16 protein-coding genes are annotated in these 16,781 nt (G+C 62.8%); 7 read left to right on the forward strand and 9 right to left on the reverse strand.

Features of this window, described 5'->3' with window-relative positions; all coding sequences use genetic code 11:
• Window positions 1–34 precede the first annotated feature (34 nt).
• The 7 genes from NKJ64_RS27340 (at window position 35) to NKJ64_RS27370 (ending at window position 7,304) form a co-directional block, all read left to right on the forward strand.
• The gene (locus NKJ64_RS27340; RefSeq protein WP_023755457.1) at window positions 35–844 is read left to right on the forward strand and encodes a helix-turn-helix transcriptional regulator; all 810 of its coding nucleotides are present in this window, start codon (window positions 35–37) and stop codon (window positions 842–844) included.
• A 94-nt stretch (window positions 845–938) separates the two neighbouring features.
• Entirely contained in the window at window positions 939–1,856 is a 918-nt protein-coding gene (locus NKJ64_RS27345; protein ID WP_023752497.1) for an AraC family transcriptional regulator, read from the forward strand.
• A 229-nt stretch (window positions 1,857–2,085) separates the two neighbouring features.
• Complete coding sequence (locus tag NKJ64_RS27350) at window positions 2,086–3,357, forward strand: ABC transporter substrate-binding protein (RefSeq protein WP_023693095.1); 1,272 nt, start codon at window positions 2,086–2,088, stop codon at window positions 3,355–3,357.
• A 97-nt stretch (window positions 3,358–3,454) separates the two neighbouring features.
• Window positions 3,455–4,321, forward strand: coding sequence for a carbohydrate ABC transporter permease (locus tag NKJ64_RS27355; RefSeq protein ID WP_023745863.1), 867 nt, complete (start codon window positions 3,455–3,457; stop codon window positions 4,319–4,321).
• An 11-nt stretch (window positions 4,322–4,332) separates the two neighbouring features.
• Window positions 4,333–5,145 carry a carbohydrate ABC transporter permease gene (locus NKJ64_RS27360; RefSeq protein ID WP_023671259.1) on the forward strand — a complete coding sequence of 271 codons (813 nt, stop codon included), beginning with the start codon at window positions 4,333–4,335 and terminating at the stop codon, window positions 5,143–5,145.
• 15 nt (window positions 5,146–5,160) lie between these two features.
• Window positions 5,161–6,207 carry an NAD(P)-dependent alcohol dehydrogenase gene (locus tag NKJ64_RS27365; protein WP_023700456.1) on the forward strand — a complete coding sequence of 349 codons (1,047 nt, stop codon included), beginning with the start codon at window positions 5,161–5,163 and terminating at the stop codon, window positions 6,205–6,207.
• A 2-nt stretch (window positions 6,208–6,209) separates the two neighbouring features.
• Window positions 6,210–7,304, forward strand: coding sequence for an ABC transporter ATP-binding protein (locus NKJ64_RS27370; RefSeq protein ID WP_023752500.1), 1,095 nt, complete (start codon window positions 6,210–6,212; stop codon window positions 7,302–7,304).
• A 54-nt stretch (window positions 7,305–7,358) separates the two neighbouring features.
• Here NKJ64_RS27370 and NKJ64_RS27375 read toward each other — a convergent pair whose 3' ends face one another.
• From NKJ64_RS27375 to NKJ64_RS27415, 9 genes are all read right to left on the reverse strand, one after another.
• Window positions 7,359–8,945 (reverse strand): FGGY-family carbohydrate kinase, encoded by a 1,587-nt coding sequence (locus NKJ64_RS27375; RefSeq protein ID WP_352463628.1) that lies wholly within the window; start codon window positions 8,943–8,945, stop codon window positions 7,359–7,361.
• Between the two features lie 134 nt (window positions 8,946–9,079).
• On the reverse strand, window positions 9,080–9,739 hold the full coding sequence (locus NKJ64_RS27380) for an HAD family hydrolase (protein ID WP_023671254.1): 660 nt from the start codon (window positions 9,737–9,739) through the stop codon (window positions 9,080–9,082).
• An 11-nt stretch (window positions 9,740–9,750) separates the two neighbouring features.
• Window positions 9,751–11,229 (reverse strand): mannitol dehydrogenase family protein, encoded by a 1,479-nt coding sequence (locus NKJ64_RS27385; protein ID WP_023832542.1) that lies wholly within the window; start codon window positions 11,227–11,229, stop codon window positions 9,751–9,753.
• A 46-nt stretch (window positions 11,230–11,275) separates the two neighbouring features.
• Window positions 11,276–12,046 (reverse strand): L-iditol 2-dehydrogenase, encoded by a 771-nt coding sequence (locus NKJ64_RS27390; protein WP_023671252.1) that lies wholly within the window; start codon window positions 12,044–12,046, stop codon window positions 11,276–11,278.
• Entirely contained in the window at window positions 12,043–13,047 is a 1,005-nt protein-coding gene (locus NKJ64_RS27395) for an ABC transporter ATP-binding protein (RefSeq protein ID WP_023671251.1), read from the reverse strand. The genes NKJ64_RS27390 and NKJ64_RS27395 overlap by 4 nt, the downstream gene beginning before the upstream one ends.
• Window positions 13,048–13,097: 50 nt before the next feature.
• Window positions 13,098–13,922, reverse strand: a complete 825-nt coding sequence (locus NKJ64_RS27400) for a carbohydrate ABC transporter permease (RefSeq protein WP_023671250.1) — start codon at window positions 13,920–13,922, stop codon at window positions 13,098–13,100.
• An 11-nt stretch (window positions 13,923–13,933) separates the two neighbouring features.
• Entirely contained in the window at window positions 13,934–14,806 is an 873-nt protein-coding gene (locus NKJ64_RS27405; protein WP_023711367.1) for a carbohydrate ABC transporter permease, read from the reverse strand.
• 122 nt (window positions 14,807–14,928) lie between these two features.
• The gene (locus NKJ64_RS27410; RefSeq protein WP_023746514.1) at window positions 14,929–16,239 is read right to left on the reverse strand and encodes an ABC transporter substrate-binding protein; all 1,311 of its coding nucleotides are present in this window, start codon (window positions 16,237–16,239) and stop codon (window positions 14,929–14,931) included.
• Window positions 16,240–16,481: 242 nt separating this feature from the next.
• Window positions 16,482–16,763, reverse strand: coding sequence for a hypothetical protein (locus tag NKJ64_RS27415; RefSeq protein ID WP_023683593.1), 282 nt, complete (start codon window positions 16,761–16,763; stop codon window positions 16,482–16,484).
• Window positions 16,764–16,781 lie beyond the last annotated feature (18 nt).

The raw sequence follows: 16,781 nt of genomic DNA on the forward strand, positions 1-16,781 counted from the left end.
ATCTGATCTATTTTCTCGTTTGAGGGGGTATAGGTTGAGTGCGTCCCGCAGCGACGAATACAGCCGGCTCGCAGCCCTTGTCGCGGCAACGCGAGAGACCAGCGGCGAAATGTTCGGCCAGGCAATGGTCGATTGGCTGAGCCAGCATGTCAGCTTCGACCACTGCGTTATCTTCGGCTATCGCGGCGCATCGCGACCGCCGCTGCTGTTCGAAACCTTCTCGCCGGCCGAGAGCCATGTCTTCGTCACGCTCTATCAGGAAGGACCTTATCTGCTCGACCCATTTCATCACGCGGCGGTGGAGCGCAAGGAGGGGTTCTGGCGCATGCGCGAGCTGGCGCCCGACCGCTTCTATGCCAGCGAGTATTTTCGCACCTACTATAGCCAGACAAGGCTGGCCGAGGAGGTCGGCTTCTTCGTGCCGCTGCCCGGCAAGGATGCGCTGGTGCTGTCGCTGATGCGATTGCACGCCTCGGGTCCCTTCGGCACCGCCGATGCCAGGCTGCTGCGCGACATGGCGCCGGCGGTCATCAACTTCGCCCGGTTGCGCTGGCCCGCACTTGCGGCCGAGGAGCAGGACGAAGCGGAGCAGGGCGAGACGATCGCCGCCGTCAACGAGTTCGACCGCGCCCACATTTGGGAAAGCCTGTCGCTGACCCCGCGCGAAAAGCATGTCGTCGATCTGGTGCTGCAGGGGCATTCCACCGAGTCGATCGCGAGAGCCATGCGCATCGTGCCGGGAACGGTGAAGGTTCATCGCCGCAACATCCATCGCAAACTCGGCATCAAATCCCAGGCCGGGCTGTTCGCCCGCTTCATCGAGATCATCGAGAGCCGGCGTTGAAATCGCTGAGGCAGACATCGTTCACTTGCGGGCAACAGACTGCTACGGATTACCCGAAACCAGTCGCTTCCTCATACGCCCCGGAGAGCAGACGATGGCATTCAGGCGCAGAAAGAACACGGCCGCGATCCCTCGCACGGTGCCGGCTTTCGAGCACATCGTCACCGAGGCGAGCGACAGTTTCCTGTGGCGGCTCGACGACTATCCCTGGGAGCGCAATGTCTGGAATTTTCATCCGGAATACGAGATCCATCTCCTGAGGAAGTCTTCCGGGGTCGCGCTGGTCGGCGATCACATCGGCGAATTCGGGCCGGGCTACCTGAGCATCGTCGGCGGCGGGCTGCCGCATGACTGGGTGACATCGGTGCAACCCGGCGAGCTGATCGAAGGACGCGACATCGTGCTGCAATTCGATCCGCAGCGGCTGCGCGGCTCGGCGGGACTGCTGCCGGAGCTGCGCGAACTAGAACCGTTCCTGGAGCGATCGCTGCGCGGCATCGTCTTCCATGGCCGCGCCGCGCTCGACGGCGCTGCGCTGATGGAAAGGATGGGCACCGTGCACGGGCTCGCCCGGTTTTGCCTCTTCCTCGAACTGGTCGATCTGCTGGCCAGGACAGACGAATACGAGCTTTTGTCCTCGCCGGATTTCTCACCCGCGCTCGACGCAACCTCGCTGGACATCATCCAGCGCACGCTGACCTATCTCTTCCAGCACTTCGCCGAGGACCTGAAGCTGCCGGAGGCGGCGGAGCTGGCGGGGATGAGCGAAAGCACGTTTTCGCGCTTCTTCCAGAAAAACACCGGCAACAGTTTCAGCGACCACATCGCCAAGCTCCGGCTCTGGCAAGCCTGCAAGCTGCTGGCGGACACCGATATTCCGATCACCGACATCTGCTTCCAGGTCGGCTACATGAACATCGCCAACTTCAACCGCGCCTTCCTGCGCAAGCACCGGATGACGCCGTCATCTTACCGCAAGCTGTCGAAGCAGCGGATGACGATGCGCGCCTGAAAACCGGCCTTCCTCACTCCATCGGTACTCATGTGACAGAGGCTGTGCAGGCGGGCCGGATTTTGCAGCGCACAATGCATAAAAGTACAGGTCTGCTGCAACGGGGCTTCTAGCGCGGCCTTTAGCAACTCCTCATTTTGGCGATGGGCGGCTTGTCGCTCGGGCGATGGCGAGGATCGCGCAACCGAAGACTTCCGCTTCCTGCGACTGTTCCTGGAGGAGTAAATCAATGAAACCAATTCGGCTCGCTGCGAGCATAAGCGCAGCTTTCATGCTTACCACGACCCTCTCGACCATGGCGCTGGCGGCGCCGGTCTGCTCGGCGCCGGTCAAGGTGCTGGCGCAACCGCGTGACGGGCTGACGCTGCTGGAAGCGTCCAAGGACGAGTTCCAGAAACTGGCCGGCGCCAGCTTCCAGATCGACTATCTCAACGAGAACGACCGCCGGGCAAAGTCGCGCGCCGATGCGTCCACGGTCGGCAACTACAACGTCTACTATGTCGACGAAGCCAATGTCGCGCTGTTCGCCTCGTCGAAATGGATCGTGCCGCTCACCGACTATTACCCGGCTGACTACGACTACGCCGATTTCGACCCGGGCCGGCAGAAGGTCGCCACCTATGACGGCAAGGTGTGGTTCGCGCCGCTGACCGGCGGCGGCGACCTGATGGTCTACCGCAAGGACATTCTGGAAGCCGCCGGCATCCAGCCGCCGAAGACGCTGGACGAGTTGATCGCCGACGTGCCGAAGCTGACCGATCCCGACAAGGGCATGTACGGCATCGCGCTGCGCGGCGCGCGTGGCTCGGGCGCCAATGTCTGGCGCTGGATGCCGTTCTTCAAGGCCTATGGCGGAAAATGGTTCGACGGTGACAAGCCGGCTTTCAACTCCGAGGCCGCGGTCAAAGCGACCGAGACCTATCTTAAACTGTTCAAGGATTCAGCGCCCGGCACGCAGACCGGCAGCTGGGATGAATCGACCGGCGCCTTCCTGTCGGGCCAGGTTGCCATCTTGGTCGAATCGACGCCACTGTCGGGCATGGCGGTCGACCCGAAGACCTCGCAAGTGGTCGGCAAGATCGGCTTCCTGCCGCCGCCCTCGCCACTGACCGGCGGCGGCTACGGCCACGGCCTCGCCATCGCCGCCAAGGCCAATGCCGATGACGCCGCGAAGCAATGCGCCGGCCTGTTCATCGCCTGGGCGACGTCGAAAGAGAACGAGAAGCGCCGGCTCGACGCGCACCAATTCGGCGAGCTCAACCGCACCAGCGTGCTGTCCAGCAAGGAGTTCGCCGACATCTATGGCGCCGATCTCGGCCAGGCGCTTGCCGATACCGGCAAGGTGACGGCGGTGAACTTCTGGCAGGATCCGCGCTGGCCGGATCTCGGCGACCGCTGGGGCATCATCCTGGAAGAGCTGGTCACCGGCACGCGCACCGACGTCAAGGGCGGCCTCGACGAACTCGAGGCCTACGCCAACGAGCTGGTGAAGAAGAAGTAATCCTCCCGCCCGCGGCGCGCGGTCCACGGCATTCGACCGGATGCCGGGACCTGTGCGCCGCGGGTCTCTCCAAAAGGGCACAGCCCGAGGATAGGCAATGCGCCGACGCTCTTCCCTGCCCGTGACGTTTCTGGTTCCGACGCTCGCCATTCTTCTGGTGCTGTCGATGGTGCCGACGCTGTACGCCATCGTCATTGCGCTGCAGAACCGCGAGCTGAGCTCGTCGGACTATTCCTGGGTCTGGCTGTCGAACTTCATCGACCTGTTCGCCGACCGGCGTTTCCTCAACGCGGTCTGGGTTTCGGTGAAGTGGGAAATCGTCACCGTGGTGGCGACGATGATGGTGGCGATCGGGCTCGGCGTGCTGATGTTCGAAGTAGCGTCGCCGCGGCTGCGCAACATCTACTGCCTGCTGTTCATCATCCCGGTGCTGTTGCCGCGTGTCTCGGCGGCCTTCGTGTGGAAGTTTGCCTATCATCCGCTCTACGGCATCGCCACCTATCCCTACAGGCTGATCACCGGCGGGCTGATCTTCGACCCGCTGTCGAAGCCGTCGACGGCCCTGTTTGCCGTCGCCTCGGTCGATGTCTGGCAGTGGGGACTGTTCTTCGCGGTCATCGTGCTGAAGCTTCTGGAGACCTTGCCGCCGCAGCCGATCGAAGCGGCGCGGCTCGACCACGCCCAACGCTGGCAGATCCATGCCTATGTGACCTTGCCTATGCTGAAGGCGCCGCTGATCAGCCTGATGTTCGTCAAGATGATCGAATCGCTGCGCTCCTTCGACCTGATTTATGTGATGACGCGCGGCGGGCCGGGCGTGGCGACCGAGACGCTCGACATGTACGCCTTCTCGCAAGGCTTCATCGAATCCGGCAAGGTGTCCTATGCCTCGGCCATGGCGGTGCTGATGATGATCGCGACTGTCATCACCTTCACCATGCTGTGGAAGCGGGTGCAGGCATGAGGCCGTATCGCATGAGACCGGGCCGCCTTATCGGCAAGATCATCCTGGCCTTCGCCGGCTTCATGGCGGTGTTTCCGCTCGCCTGGACGGCGGTCAATTCGCTGAAGAACAATGTCGACATCATCACCCGCGTGCCGCGCCTGGTGTTTACCCCGACCTTCGACAATATCAGCTACATCATCGGCCGCGACAGCGTAATGACCGGTCTCTATAACTCGGTCATTTCCTGCGGCGTCGCCGTGCTGATCGGCGTCATGCTCGGCCTTCCGGCAGCCTATGCGGTGGCGCGCTATCCCAATCGCTTCGCTGGCGACATCCAGTTCTTCGTGTTGTCGCTGCGCTTCCTGCCCCCGGTGGCAGTCGCCATTCCGCTGATGGTGATCTGGCTGCAGATCGGGCTCTACGACACCTTGCCGGCGCTGATCGTCACCTATTCGCTGCTCACCATCTCGGTGATCATGTGGCTCGCCATTCCCGCCTTCCAGGCCGTGCCGAAGGAAATCGAGGAAGCCGCTTTCGTCGACGGCTACGGCGCTTACTCGGTGTTCTGGCGCATTGCGCTGCCGGTAGCGGCGCGCTCGCTGATCGGCGCCGTCGCCTTCAGCTTCGTGCTGGTGTGGAACGAATTCCTGATCGCGCTGATGCTGTCCAGTTCCAACGCCAAGACATTGCCGATCGTCGCTTCCGAACTTTCACAGCAAGGCATGAACGTGCCGTGGGGAATCCTCAACGCCTCGGTCGTGCTGTTGTCGCTACCGCCGCTGCTGTTCCTCGGCGTGCTCAGCGGCTTCCTGAATTCCGTTTTCCGGCAAAAAAAGACTTGATGCGAGGACTTACCTATGCGGGCACTGGTGCTTGAGAAAAAAGGCGAACTGTCGCTGCGCGAGATCGCGCTGCCGCTCGACGTCGGACCGGGCGATGTCAAGATCGCCATCCACACGGTCGGCGTCTGCGGCAGCGACGTGCACTATTACACCCATGGCGCCATCGGCAGCTATGTCGTGCGGGCCCCGATGGTGCTCGGCCACGAAGCCGCGGGAACGATCGTCGAGATCGGCGCCAATGTCGGCACGCTGAAGGTCGGCGACCGCGTCTGCATGGAGCCGGGCGTGCCGAACCTGTCGTCGCGCGCGACCAGGCTCGGCATCTACAATGTCGACCCTGACGTCTCCTTCTGGGCGACGCCGCCTGTGCATGGCGTGCTGGCGCCCTATGCCGTGCACCCGGCCGCCTTCACCTACAGACTGCCGGACAATGTCACCTTCGCCGAAGGCGCGATGGTCGAACCCTTTGCCATCGGCATGCAGGCGGCGCGCCGCGCCCGCATCGTGCCTGGCGACGTCGCCGTCGTCGTCGGCTGCGGCCCGATCGGCATCATGATCGCGCTGGCGGCGCTGGCCGGCGGCTGCTCGAAGGTGCTGATCTCCGATTTTTCCGCACCCAAGCTCAAGATTGCCGCGCAATATCCCGGCATCGTGCCGGTCAATATAGGTGAGCAATCGCTGGTCGACGCAGTCTCCGCCGCGACCGACAATTGGGGCGCGGATATCGTGTTCGAGGCGAGCGGCAGCCCGAAGGCATTCTCCGACCTGTTCGATGTCGTGCGGCCGGGCGGCGCGGTGGTGCTGGTCGGACTGCCGGTCGAACCGGTCAGCCTCAACGTTCCGGCGGCGATCTCCAAGGAAGTGCGCATCGAGACGGTGTTCCGTTACGCCAACATCTTCGACCGCGCGCTGCAGCTGATCGCCTCGGGGAAGGTCGACCTCAAGCCGCTGATCACCGGCACTTATGATTTCTCGGACAGCATCGAGGCCTTCGAGCGGGCGGCGCAAGGCAAGCCGCAAGACGTCAAGCTGCAAATCCTTCTTACCGGCGAGAAGGGCTGACCATGTCCGCGATCGTTTGCTCCCATGTCGACAAGGCTTACGGCGCCACTACCGTCATCCGAGACCTCAATCTCTCGATCGAGGAGCACGAATTCGTCGTATTCCTCGGCCCGTCCGGCTGCGGCAAGTCGACCTTGCTCAGGATGCTGGCCGGACTGGAGGATATCAGCGGCGGGGAAGTGTCGATCGGCGGCAAAGTGGTCAACGATCTCGAGCCCGGCGAGCGCGGCATTGCCATGGTTTTCCAGAACTATGCGCTCTACCCGCATATGACGATCTTCGACAACATCGCCTTTGGGCTCAAGCGACAGAAAGTGCCCCCGGCCGAGATCCGGAAGCGGGTCGAGGCGGTGGCAACGACGCTCGGCCTCGAACCTTACCTCGCCCGCAAGCCGACCGAACTTTCCGGCGGCCAGCAGCAGCGCGTGGCGATTGCGCGCGCCATGATCAAGACGCCGAAAGTGTTCCTGTTCGACGAGCCGCTGTCCAATCTCGATGCCAAGCTGCGCAACCACATGCGGGTCGAGATCGCCCGGCTGCATCAGTCGCTGAAGACCACCACCGTCTATGTCACCCACGATCAGTTGGAAGCGATGACGCTGGCCGACCGGATCGTGCTGCTCAGGGATGGCGTCATCGAACAGATCGGCTCGCCTGCGGAGATCTATCGCCAGCCGGGCAATCTGTTCGTCGCCGGCTTCATCGGTACGCCGAACATGAATTTCATCGACGTGGCCGTCGGGCGGAAGGACGAACGCTGGACGCTGACAGGCGGCGGCTCGACCTTCTCCATAGAAGGCTCGGGCTTCGATCTGCGCGGCGTCCAGCGCGCCGTGCTTGGAATCCGACCGCCGGACCTGAAGACCGCCGGCGCTCAGAGCATCAATCTTCTGCAAGGCACCGCCGACCTCATCGAGTTCCATGGCAATGACGCGCTGGTGACGTTCGCCTGCGGCGGCAAGGAGGTCGGCGCGTTGGTATCGGCCCGCGAATGCCCGGCGTTGCGCGCGCCTGTGCGCTACACATTCGAGGAGGAGAGCGTGCATCTGTTCGACGCGGCGACCGGCGCATCCTTGCGCCGGCGAGAGGAGGCCTAGATTTGGTACGCAATTCCGGACGGAAAACCGTTTCACGCTTTTCCTGGAATTGCTCTAGCTGATGGCGTCGAGCGCCTGCCGCTGGCGGTGCATTTCGAGGAAGATCCTGTAGTCGCGGTCGAAGCGGCCTGACGCGGTCGGGTTCGAGGTGCGCGCCCTGCCGCCTTGCTGCATGGCGACGCAGGCGGCATTCAGGTCCGGGAACAGGCCAGCGGCGGTGGCGGCGACCATGCCGGTGCCGAGCAGAACGGCTTCGTCGGCCAGCGGCTCGATCACCGCGCAGCCGGTGGCGTCGGCATAAAGCTCCATCAGCAACGGGTTCTTGGTGTGGCCGCCGGTGACATGCAGCGTGTCGATGAGATAGCCGTTCTCGTTCAGCGCCTCCAGCACATGGCGCACGCCGAGCGCGATGCCGACGGCCGTGCGCCAATAGAGCTTGCACAGGCTGTCGAAAGAGGAATCCAGCGTCAGCCCGCTGACCACGCCGACGGCATGCGGGTCGGCAAGCGGCGAGCGGTTGCCGTGAAAATCCGGCAGCACATGCAGCCTCGCCGCCAGCTTGTCGCCTTCGGTGCTGCGCAGTTCAGCGACGCGCCTGGCGATCTTGGCATGCATGGCCGCATCCGGCTCGCCGCCGGCGCCATGCCAGCGGATGATGTGGTCGAGCAAAGCCCCGGTAGCCGACTGGCCGCCTTCCGACAGCCAGAGCTTTGGCAGTGCGGCGCCATAGTATGGACCCCAGACGCCGGCGAAAGGCTGCGGGTCGGGCGACATCGCCATGACGCAGGACGAGGTGCCGGCGATCAATGCCAGATGGCGGCCGATATTCTGCTCGTCGCCAGCAAAGCCGCCGAGCACGCCAAGCGCGCCGGCATAGGCATCGATGACGCCGGCGCCGACCCGACAGTTTTCGCTCAAGCCCAACTCCGCCGCCGCTTCAGGGGTGAGCGTGCCGATGTCTTCGCCGACAGCACTTGCCTTCTCCGGCAGGCTGCCGTGTTCGAACAGATCGCCAAGCCCGACCGTGTCGAAGAAGTCACGGCGCCAGCCGGTTTCCTCATGCGCCAGATAGGTCCATTTGGCGGTCAGCGTGCATTGCGAGCGCGCCAGCGACCCGGTCGCCTTCCAGGTCAGGAAATCGGTGAGGTCGAACAGGTAGCCGGCTTCATGCCAAGTTCCCGGCAGATTGCGCTTCAGCCACATCAGCTTCGGCGTCGCCATTTCCGGCGACATGACGCCACCGATATAGTCGAGTACGGCGTGGCCGCTATCGGTGCATTCATCTGCCTCGGCGATGGCGCGATGGTCGAGCCAGACGATGGTGTCCCAGCGCCGTTCGCCCGTCACCGAGACGCTGAGCTGGCCGGCATTCCTGTCCAGCACCACCAGCGAGCAGGTGGCGTCGAACGACATGCCGACAATATCGTCGGCTGACACACCGGCCTTTTCGCGCGCGGCACGCACCGCGATGCAGACCGCCGACCAGATATCCTGCGAATTGTGCTCGGCGTGATCGGCCTTCGGCTGGTTCATGACGATCGGATGCTCGGCGCGGCCGAGCAAGGTGCCTGACGTATCGAGAATGCCCGCGCGGGCGCTCCCGGTGCCGACATCGACCGCGCAAACGAAGCTTTTCGTCAAGATGCTTTTACTCTCGCTCCCTAGAGCCGGATGATTTCAGGTCTGTTCGACCTGAAATCTGAATCCGTCTCTAAATCAAAGAAGTAGAGCATGATGTCGTCCGAAAACCGCTTCACACTTTTTGGCATCATGCTCTAGCCTGCAATCAGATCGGGCAATTGCAGCATGTCCGCGAATATAAAGTCCGGTTCACTCGACGCAAGCCGCGCTTTCAAGGCCGGGTTGCCGGCGTGCGAACCGCCGGTGAAAGCAAAGACGCGCATGCCGGCCGCACGCGCCGCCGCGATGCCGGCAGGGCTGTCCTCGATTACGATGCAATTACCGGGATGCGCGCCCATGGCGGCGGCGGCATGGAGAAAAAGATCCGGCGCCGGCTTGCCGCGCGGGACCATGGCGGCGCTGAACAGATGGGGCTCGAGCAGGCCGAGCAGGCCGGTAACGTCGAGCGCATAGCGAATGCGGTCGAGCGTGCCGGAAGAGGCGACGCAGCAGGGAATGCCCAGCCTCGGCAGGATGTCGCTGATGCCGGGAATCGGCTTCAGCTCCTCGCGGAATTTGCGCATCAGTTCGACGCGCATGTCGGTCAGATGCACGTCGGTGATGTCGATGGTGAAATCGCGAAGAAGTATCTCGCGCACGCTCTTCATGCTCTTGCCTAAGAAATGCTCGTAGGCGGTATCTTCGCTGACCGAGCCCCCGGCGGCAGAGATCATGCCGAGCAGAGCCGAAACCGACAGCGCCTCGCTGTCGACCAGCACGCCGTCACAGTCGAAGATGACCAGTTCGGGCGTCATTGCGGCTGGCGTCAGAGCTTGCCGGAGATGTAGCGCGTCAGCGTCGCGCGCGTGCCATTCGCCCACAAGACGTTGAGCGCATGGGCAAAGGCCTCGGCGAACGGCGCCGAGCGGCCGACCCCGCCATAGATATCCTCCATCGCAAGCCAGGCGCCGGGCTTGTCCTTCGCCGCCTTGGCGCTTGCCTGCAGCCGGCCCCAGCTCGGGTCGTTGGCCTCGATGACCGCGCCGCTGTCGGTGGTGCCGAAGCAATAGCGGCACCACAGCGCCGACTCGAGCGCCAGACCCGCGACGCTCTTCCCGGCTTTCAGCCGGTCGGCGATGGTCGGGATGATGAATTTCGGCTGCCGGTTGGAACCGTCGAGGCAAAGCCGGCGGATGGTGTCGCCGATCTTGGGGTTGGAAAAGCGGTGCTCGATGAGCTGGTAATAATCCTCCAGCACGGTGTCCGGCACCGGCGGCACGGTCGGGATGATCTCGTCATGCTCGAGCTTGGCGAGGAAGCCGCGCACCAGCGGCTCCTGCATCGCCTCATGGACGAAATGGATGTCCATCAACCCTGCGGGATAAGCGATCGTGGCATGACCGCCATTGAGGATGCGGATCTTCATCAGTTCATAGGGCGCGACATCCCTCACGAATTGCACACCGACCTTTTCCAGCGGCGGGCGGCCGTCGGTGAAACGGTCTTCCAGCACCCATTGCTTGAACGGCTCGCAGAACACCGGCCAGTTGTCCTCGAGGCCGAACTCGGTGGCGAGAATACCGCGCTCGCGGTCGGAGGTGGCGGGGGTGATGCGGTCGACCATGCCGTTGGGAAAGGCGACATTGTCGCTGACCCAGTTTGCCAGATCCTCATCGATCAGCCGGGCGAGGCCGATGACGCCATCCGAGGTGACATGGCCATTGTGAGGGATGTTGTCGCAGGACATGACGGTGAATGGCACGATGCCGTCGGCCCGGCGGCGCATCAGGCCCGCAAGGATGAGGCCGAACACCGTCTTCGGCGTCGTGCCTGCCTGTGCGTCGGCGACGATGTCGGGGTGGGTTGGGTTGAACTTGCCGGAGGCCGGATCGATGAAATAACCGCCTTCCGTGATGGTCAGCGAGACGATCTTGATCGCCGGATCGGCGAGCTGGTCGATGATGGCATCGGCATCGCCGGGCGTCAGGAAGTCGATCATGACGCCGGTGACGCGGGCGCTCATATGGTCGGAATCCTGCTCGACCACGGTGGTCAGCCAGTCCTGCTCCTGCAGCTTGGAACGGCCGATTTTTTCGCCCTCGAAGACTCCGGCGCCGACCAGCGCCCAGTCATGGCCGATGCCTGCATTGAAGAGATCGTCGAGGTAGACCGCCTGATGCGAGCGATGGAAATTGCCGACGCCGAAATGGACGATACCGGGTTTGAGCCTGGAGCGATCATATCTGGGACCGGCGACCTTGGCGGGGAGTTCCGAGAGGATCGAGGAGGAGAGTTTCACGGTCATTTTTCTACCCTTTTGGCCGGGCTGCGGCCTTCGTGATCCCGGCCCATCAACTCATCCATTGGCCGCCATCGACATTGTAGGTCTGGGCGACGATGTATTCGGCGGCGTCGCTGGCCAGGAACACCGCCATGCCGGTCAGGTCCTCCGGCTTGCCCATGCGGCCATAGGGCACGCCCTCGCCGACCAGCCGCTTCTTCTCGCCCTTCGGCCGGTTCTCATATTTGGCAAACAGCGCATCGACCTCATCCCACATATCGCTGTCGACGACGCCGGGCGCGATGCCATTGACGTTGATGCGGTGCTTGATCAGGTCGAGCCCGGCGGACTGGGTCAGCGAAATCACCGCGGCCTTGGTGGCGCAATAGACGGCGACCAGCGGCTCGCCGCGCCGTCCGGCCTGGCTGGCGATGTTGATGATCCTGCCGCCCTTGCCCCTTGCGATCATCGAACGTGCCGCTGCCTGCAGCATGAACAAAGTGCCGGCGACGTTGACGGAGAACAATTTGTCGTAGCTCGCTTTGGTGATCTCGACGATCGGCGCCAGGTCGAACAAGGCAGCATTGTTGATCAGGATGTCGAGGCCACCGGTCTTTGTTTCGACCGCCTTCACCGCCGCCTCGATCGAAGCGAGGTCGCTGACGTCGAGCCTGACCGGATAGGCGTTGGCGCCGATCTCGGAGGCTGTCTTTTCGGCAGCCGCCAGATTGATATCGGCAATGGCGACGGTCGCACCCTCACGCACATAAGCTTCGGCGAAGGCCTTGCCGATGCCGCGTGCTGATCCGGTGACCAGCGCCGATTTGCCTTTCAGCCTCACTGCGTCAGCGCCTTTCCGTCGGGGCCGAAGCGATGCATCCGGACCTTGTCGGGGGTGAGGTAAATGGTGTCGCCGTGACGGACGGGCATTTCGCCATCGGCGCGCACGGTCAGCGGACCGACGCCGTCAGCCTGGACATGCAGGAAGGTGTCGGATCCAAGATGCTCGGCGACGCCGACAAGGGCTTTCCAGTCGCCCGCCGTGGTCGATATCCCCATGTGCTCGGGACGGATGCCGATGGTCTTGGCGTTGTATTTGGCCGCCGGCGCGCCTTCGATCAGATTCATCTTCGGCGAACCGATGAAGCCGGCGACAAACAGGTTCTTCGGCGACTTGTAGAGTTCCATCGGCGAGCCGACCTGTTCGATGTTGCCGGCGTTGAGCACGACGATCTTGTCGGCCATGGTCATGGCCTCGATCTGGTCGTGGGTGACGTAGACCATCGTCGTCTTGAGCTGGTGGTGCAGCTCGCTGATTTCCAGACGCATGGTGCCGCGCAGTGCGGCATCGAGGTTGGACAGCGGCTCGTCGAACAGGAATGCCGAGGGCTGGCGCACGATGGCGCGGCCGATGGCGACGCGTTGCCGCTGGCCGCCGGAGAGCTGGCCGGGCCGGCGTTCGAGATAGTTGGTGAGGTTGAGGACCCGGGCTGCGTCCTTCACCTTCTTGTCGATCGTCGCCACATCCTCGCCCGCCATCTTCAGCGGGAAGCCGATGTTCTTGGCCACCGTCATATGCGGATAGAGCGCATAGGACTGGAATACCATGGCCAGCTTGCGCTTGGCCGGCGCCTCGCCGGTGACGTCACGGCCATCGATGTTGATGGTGCCCCCGCTGGTGTCCTCGAGCCCGGCGATGAGGCGCAGCAACGTGGACTTGCCGCAACCCGACGGCCCGACGAAGACGACGAACTCGCCATTCTCGATGACGAGGTCGAGGCCTGGAATGATGACCGTCGATCCGAAATGCTTGGAGACGTTCTTGAGCGTGATGTTTCCCATGGTTTCCTCCCCGAGGGGTTATTTGGCCGGATTGCTTCAGGCAACGTCCGTTATTTTACCGCGCCGAATGTCAGGCCGCGCACCAACTGCTTCTGGCTGAACCAGCCCATGATCAGGATGGGGGCGATGGCCAGCGTCGAGGCCGCCGAAAGCTTGGCCCAGAACAGGCCTTGCGGGCTTGAGAACGAACTGATGAAGGCCGTCAGCGGCGCCGCCTCGGTGGTGGTCAGGCGGATGGTCCAGAACGCTTCGTTCCACGCCAGGATGATGTTGAGCAGCATGGTCGAGGCGATGCCCGGCACGGCCATGGGGGTCAGCACATAGACGATCTCGCCCCACAGGGTGGCGCCGTCCATGCGTGCCGCTTCCAGGATCTCGCCGGGGATTTCGCGGAAGTAGGTGTAGAGCATCCAGATCACGATCGGCAGGTTGATCAGCATCAGCATGATCATCAGGCCGATGCGGCTGTCGAGCAGTCCGGCATCGCGGAAGATGAGGTAGATCGGGAACAGCACGGCAACCGCCGGCATCATCTTGGTCGAGAGCATCCACATCAGGATGTCCTTGGTCCACTTGCCCGGCGAGAAGGCCATCGACCAGGCGGCCGGAACCGCGACTATCAGGGCCAGGATGGTCGAGCCGACCGAGAGCAGCACCGAGTTGAAGAAGAACTTGAAGTAGCCGCTCTGCGCCTGGACCTCGGTATAGCTCTCGAACGTCCCCGACGGGATCAGCGCGAAGCCCTGGATGGCCTCCTGCTCCGACTTGAACGAGGTGATGATCGTGTAGAGGATCGGGAAGAAGATCAGCAGCGCGACGATCCAGGCGGCGCCTGTCGCAATGACCTTGTGTTGGGTGGTGACTGCACGTGCCATCGTATCCTCCCTTACTTGTCCAGGTTCTTGCCCACCGCGCGCATGGCGAAGAAGGCGACGATGTTGGCGAGAATGACGGCGATGACACCGCCGGCCGATGCCTGGCCGATTTTGAACTCCAGCAATGCCTTCTGGTAGACGAGGAAGGGCAGGTTGGTGGAGGCATAGCCGGGTCCGCCATTGGTGGTGACCAGGATTTCGGCATAGACCGACAGCAGGAAGATGGTCTGGATCAGGATGACGACGGTGATGGCGCGCGACATGTGCGGCAGCGTCAGATAGATGAAGCGGCTGACGAAGCCGGCGCCGTCCATCTCGGCGGCTTCCTTCTGCTCGCCGTCGAGCGACTGCAATGCGGTCAGCAGGATCAGCGTGGCGAAGGGAAGCCATTGCCAGGCGACGATGATGATGATGGCCAGCATCGGATGCTGCCCGAACCAGTCGATCGGTTGAGCCCCGAAGAAGCGCGCAATGTCGGCAAAGACGCCGTATTGCGGGTGCATGATCATGTTCTTCCAGACAAGTGCAGCCACCGGCGGCATGACGAAGAACGGAGAGATGACGAGGATGCGGACGATCCCCTGTCCCCACATCGGCTGATCGATCAACAGCGCCAGCATGATGCCGCCGATCACGGTGATCAGCAGCACGCTGCCGACCAGGACGAGCGTGTTCAGGATCGATTGCAGGAATGCCGGGTTGGAATAGAACAGCGAGTAGTTCGAGAACCAGACGAAGCCGTCGCGGATCGGGTTCAGCGGATTGTATTGCTGGAAGGAGAACCAGAAGGTGATGACCAGCGGCACGATCATCCAGACGAACAGCAACACGACGGACGGCGCCATCATGAAGCGGGCAAGCGAACGGGTCTGCTGAGTAGCCATGACGGTCACCCTTCACTAGTCGGACTGAATTTTCACAGCGGGGAAAAAGCGGCCGCCCGAACTGGGACTCGGGCGGCCATCGCCGGTCAGGAGGCGACCGGCGTTCGGCACCGGGAGGAGCCTTACTTGATATAACCGCCTTCGGTCATGGTCGCCGTGGCGGCGTCCTGCGCCTGCTTGAGCGCGTCGTCTACGCTGGTCTGGCCGGCGAGCGCCGCCGAGAACAGCTGGCCAACGGTTGTGCCGAGGCCCTGGAACTCAGGAATGGCGACGAACTGCACACCGACATAGGGCACCGGCTTGACCGTCGGATGCGCCGGATCGGCGGCATTGATCGAGTCCAGCGTCATCTTGGCGAACGGGGCCGCCTTCTGGTACTCGGGATTGGCGTAGAGCGAGGAACGCGTTCCCGGAGGAACGTTGGCCCAGCCTTCCTTGGAAGCGACCAGTTCGGCATAGTGCTTGCTGGTCGCCCATGAGACGAACTTCTGGGCGGATTCCGCCTTCTGCGTGCCTGCGGGGATCGCCAGCGACCATGCCCAGAGCCAGTTGGCGCGCTTGCCGAGGCCATTGTCCGGCGCCAAAGCATAACCGACCTTGTCGGCCACCTTCGAGGCCTTCGGATCCGAGACGAAGGACGCCGCCACGGTGGCGTCGATCCACATGCCGCACTTGCCTTGCTGGAACAGAGCCAGATTCTCGTTGAAGCCGTTGGACGAAGCGCCTTCCGGACCGTCGGCCTTCATCAGGTCGACATAGAACTGCAGTGTGTTCTTCCATTCCGGTTGGTCGAACTGCGGCTTCCAGTTCTCGTCGAACCAGCGGGCGCCAAACGAGTTGGACATGGCCGTCAGGAACGCCGTGTTCTCGCCCCAGCCGGCCTTGCCGCGCAGGCATACGCCGTTCACGCCATTGGCGCGGTCGGTCATCTTGTCGGCCGCCTGCTTGATGAAGTCCCACGTCGGGGCATCGGGCATGGTCAGCCCGGCCTTCTCGATCAGGTCCTTGCGGTACATGACGAAGGAGCTTTCGCCGTAGAAGGGCGCGGCATAGAGCTTGCCGTCGACCGAGAGGCCGCCGGCGATGGCCGGGATGATGTCCTTGGCGTCATAGTCGTCGCCGAGCTTGTCGAGCGGCAACAGCCAGCTCTGCTTGGCCCAGATCGGAACCTCGTAGGTGCCGATCGTCATCACGTCATACTGGCCGCCCTTGGTTGCGATGTCGGTGGTGACGCGCTCGCGCAGCACGTTCTCTTCGAGCGTGACCCAGTTCAGCTGGATGTCGGGGTTCGCCTTGGTGAAGTCGTCCGTCAGCTTTTGCATGCGGACCATGTCGCCATTGTTGACCGTGGCGATGGTGATGGATTCGGCGTGTGCGGCAAAAGCGAAAGCGCTGGCCGACAACAAGCCCAGGGTGAGCGTGCGCAGTTTCATCAAATTCCTCCCATGAACCAAGATGAGCATTTGCCTTGGTAATGGGCAATTACTCACTTGGCATAAATTATGTCAAGCCAGATTCGATGCTGCAGCGCAGCACGCAAGGCGGAGCGCCGCGTTGCGCGCGTAGAGGATATTGAACGGATTTGGGAAGCTGTTTGCAGGGGATGTGAGAGCGCGTTGATGCCGACCCATCGCAACCCAATCGTCGCGCCAGGGGAGCGATAGGGCCGAGTCCATCAGCCGTGGGACGGGTAGCTTCCCACGGAATATTCGAAAACCCTGCCGTCGCGTGTTTGCTTGGCTCTGGTCAGCACTTCCGTCACCTGGATCCAGCTGGGCTCGTCCTTGCGCAGCCTAACTTCCCGGCCGATTGCCTTCACGGCAGCTTGAAACGGCGTAAATGCTTCGATCACCTGCGTCGTGCGCACGGTGTTGTTTTCAATTTCTTCGACGCGATAGACTTTCATCAGCCGGCTGATCGACCCTGTTTCAATCTGCAGACGATTGATCCTGCTCAATTGGGTCGTCACAAGCAC

The organism is Mesorhizobium sp. M0062 (assembly GCF_040323125.1).
GTDB lineage: Bacteria > Pseudomonadota > Alphaproteobacteria > Rhizobiales > Rhizobiaceae > Mesorhizobium.

Coding starts and splice junctions, on each gene's coding strand:
- NKJ64_RS27365 (WP_023700456.1), top strand. CDS start 5,161: ATGCGGGCACTGGTGCTTGAGAAAAAAGGCGAACTGTCGCTGCGCGAG.
- NKJ64_RS27400 (WP_023671250.1), bottom strand. CDS start 13,922: ATGGCACGTGCAGTCACCACCCAACACAAGGTCATTGCGACAGGCGCC.
- NKJ64_RS27410 (WP_023746514.1), bottom strand. CDS start 16,239: ATGAAACTGCGCACGCTCACCCTGGGCTTGTTGTCGGCCAGCGCTTTC.
- NKJ64_RS27345 (WP_023752497.1), top strand. CDS start 939: ATGGCATTCAGGCGCAGAAAGAACACGGCCGCGATCCCTCGCACGGTG.
- NKJ64_RS27360 (WP_023671259.1), top strand. CDS start 4,333: ATGAGACCGGGCCGCCTTATCGGCAAGATCATCCTGGCCTTCGCCGGC.
- NKJ64_RS27355 (WP_023745863.1), top strand. CDS start 3,455: ATGCGCCGACGCTCTTCCCTGCCCGTGACGTTTCTGGTTCCGACGCTC.
- NKJ64_RS27395 (WP_023671251.1), bottom strand. CDS start 13,047: ATGGGAAACATCACGCTCAAGAACGTCTCCAAGCATTTCGGATCGACG.
- NKJ64_RS27380 (WP_023671254.1), bottom strand. CDS start 9,739: ATGACGCCCGAACTGGTCATCTTCGACTGTGACGGCGTGCTGGTCGAC.
- NKJ64_RS27385 (WP_023832542.1), bottom strand. CDS start 11,229: ATGACCGTGAAACTCTCCTCCTCGATCCTCTCGGAACTCCCCGCCAAG.
- NKJ64_RS27405 (WP_023711367.1), bottom strand. CDS start 14,806: ATGGCTACTCAGCAGACCCGTTCGCTTGCCCGCTTCATGATGGCGCCG.
- NKJ64_RS27350 (WP_023693095.1), top strand. CDS start 2,086: ATGAAACCAATTCGGCTCGCTGCGAGCATAAGCGCAGCTTTCATGCTT.
- NKJ64_RS27370 (WP_023752500.1), top strand. CDS start 6,210: ATGTCCGCGATCGTTTGCTCCCATGTCGACAAGGCTTACGGCGCCACT.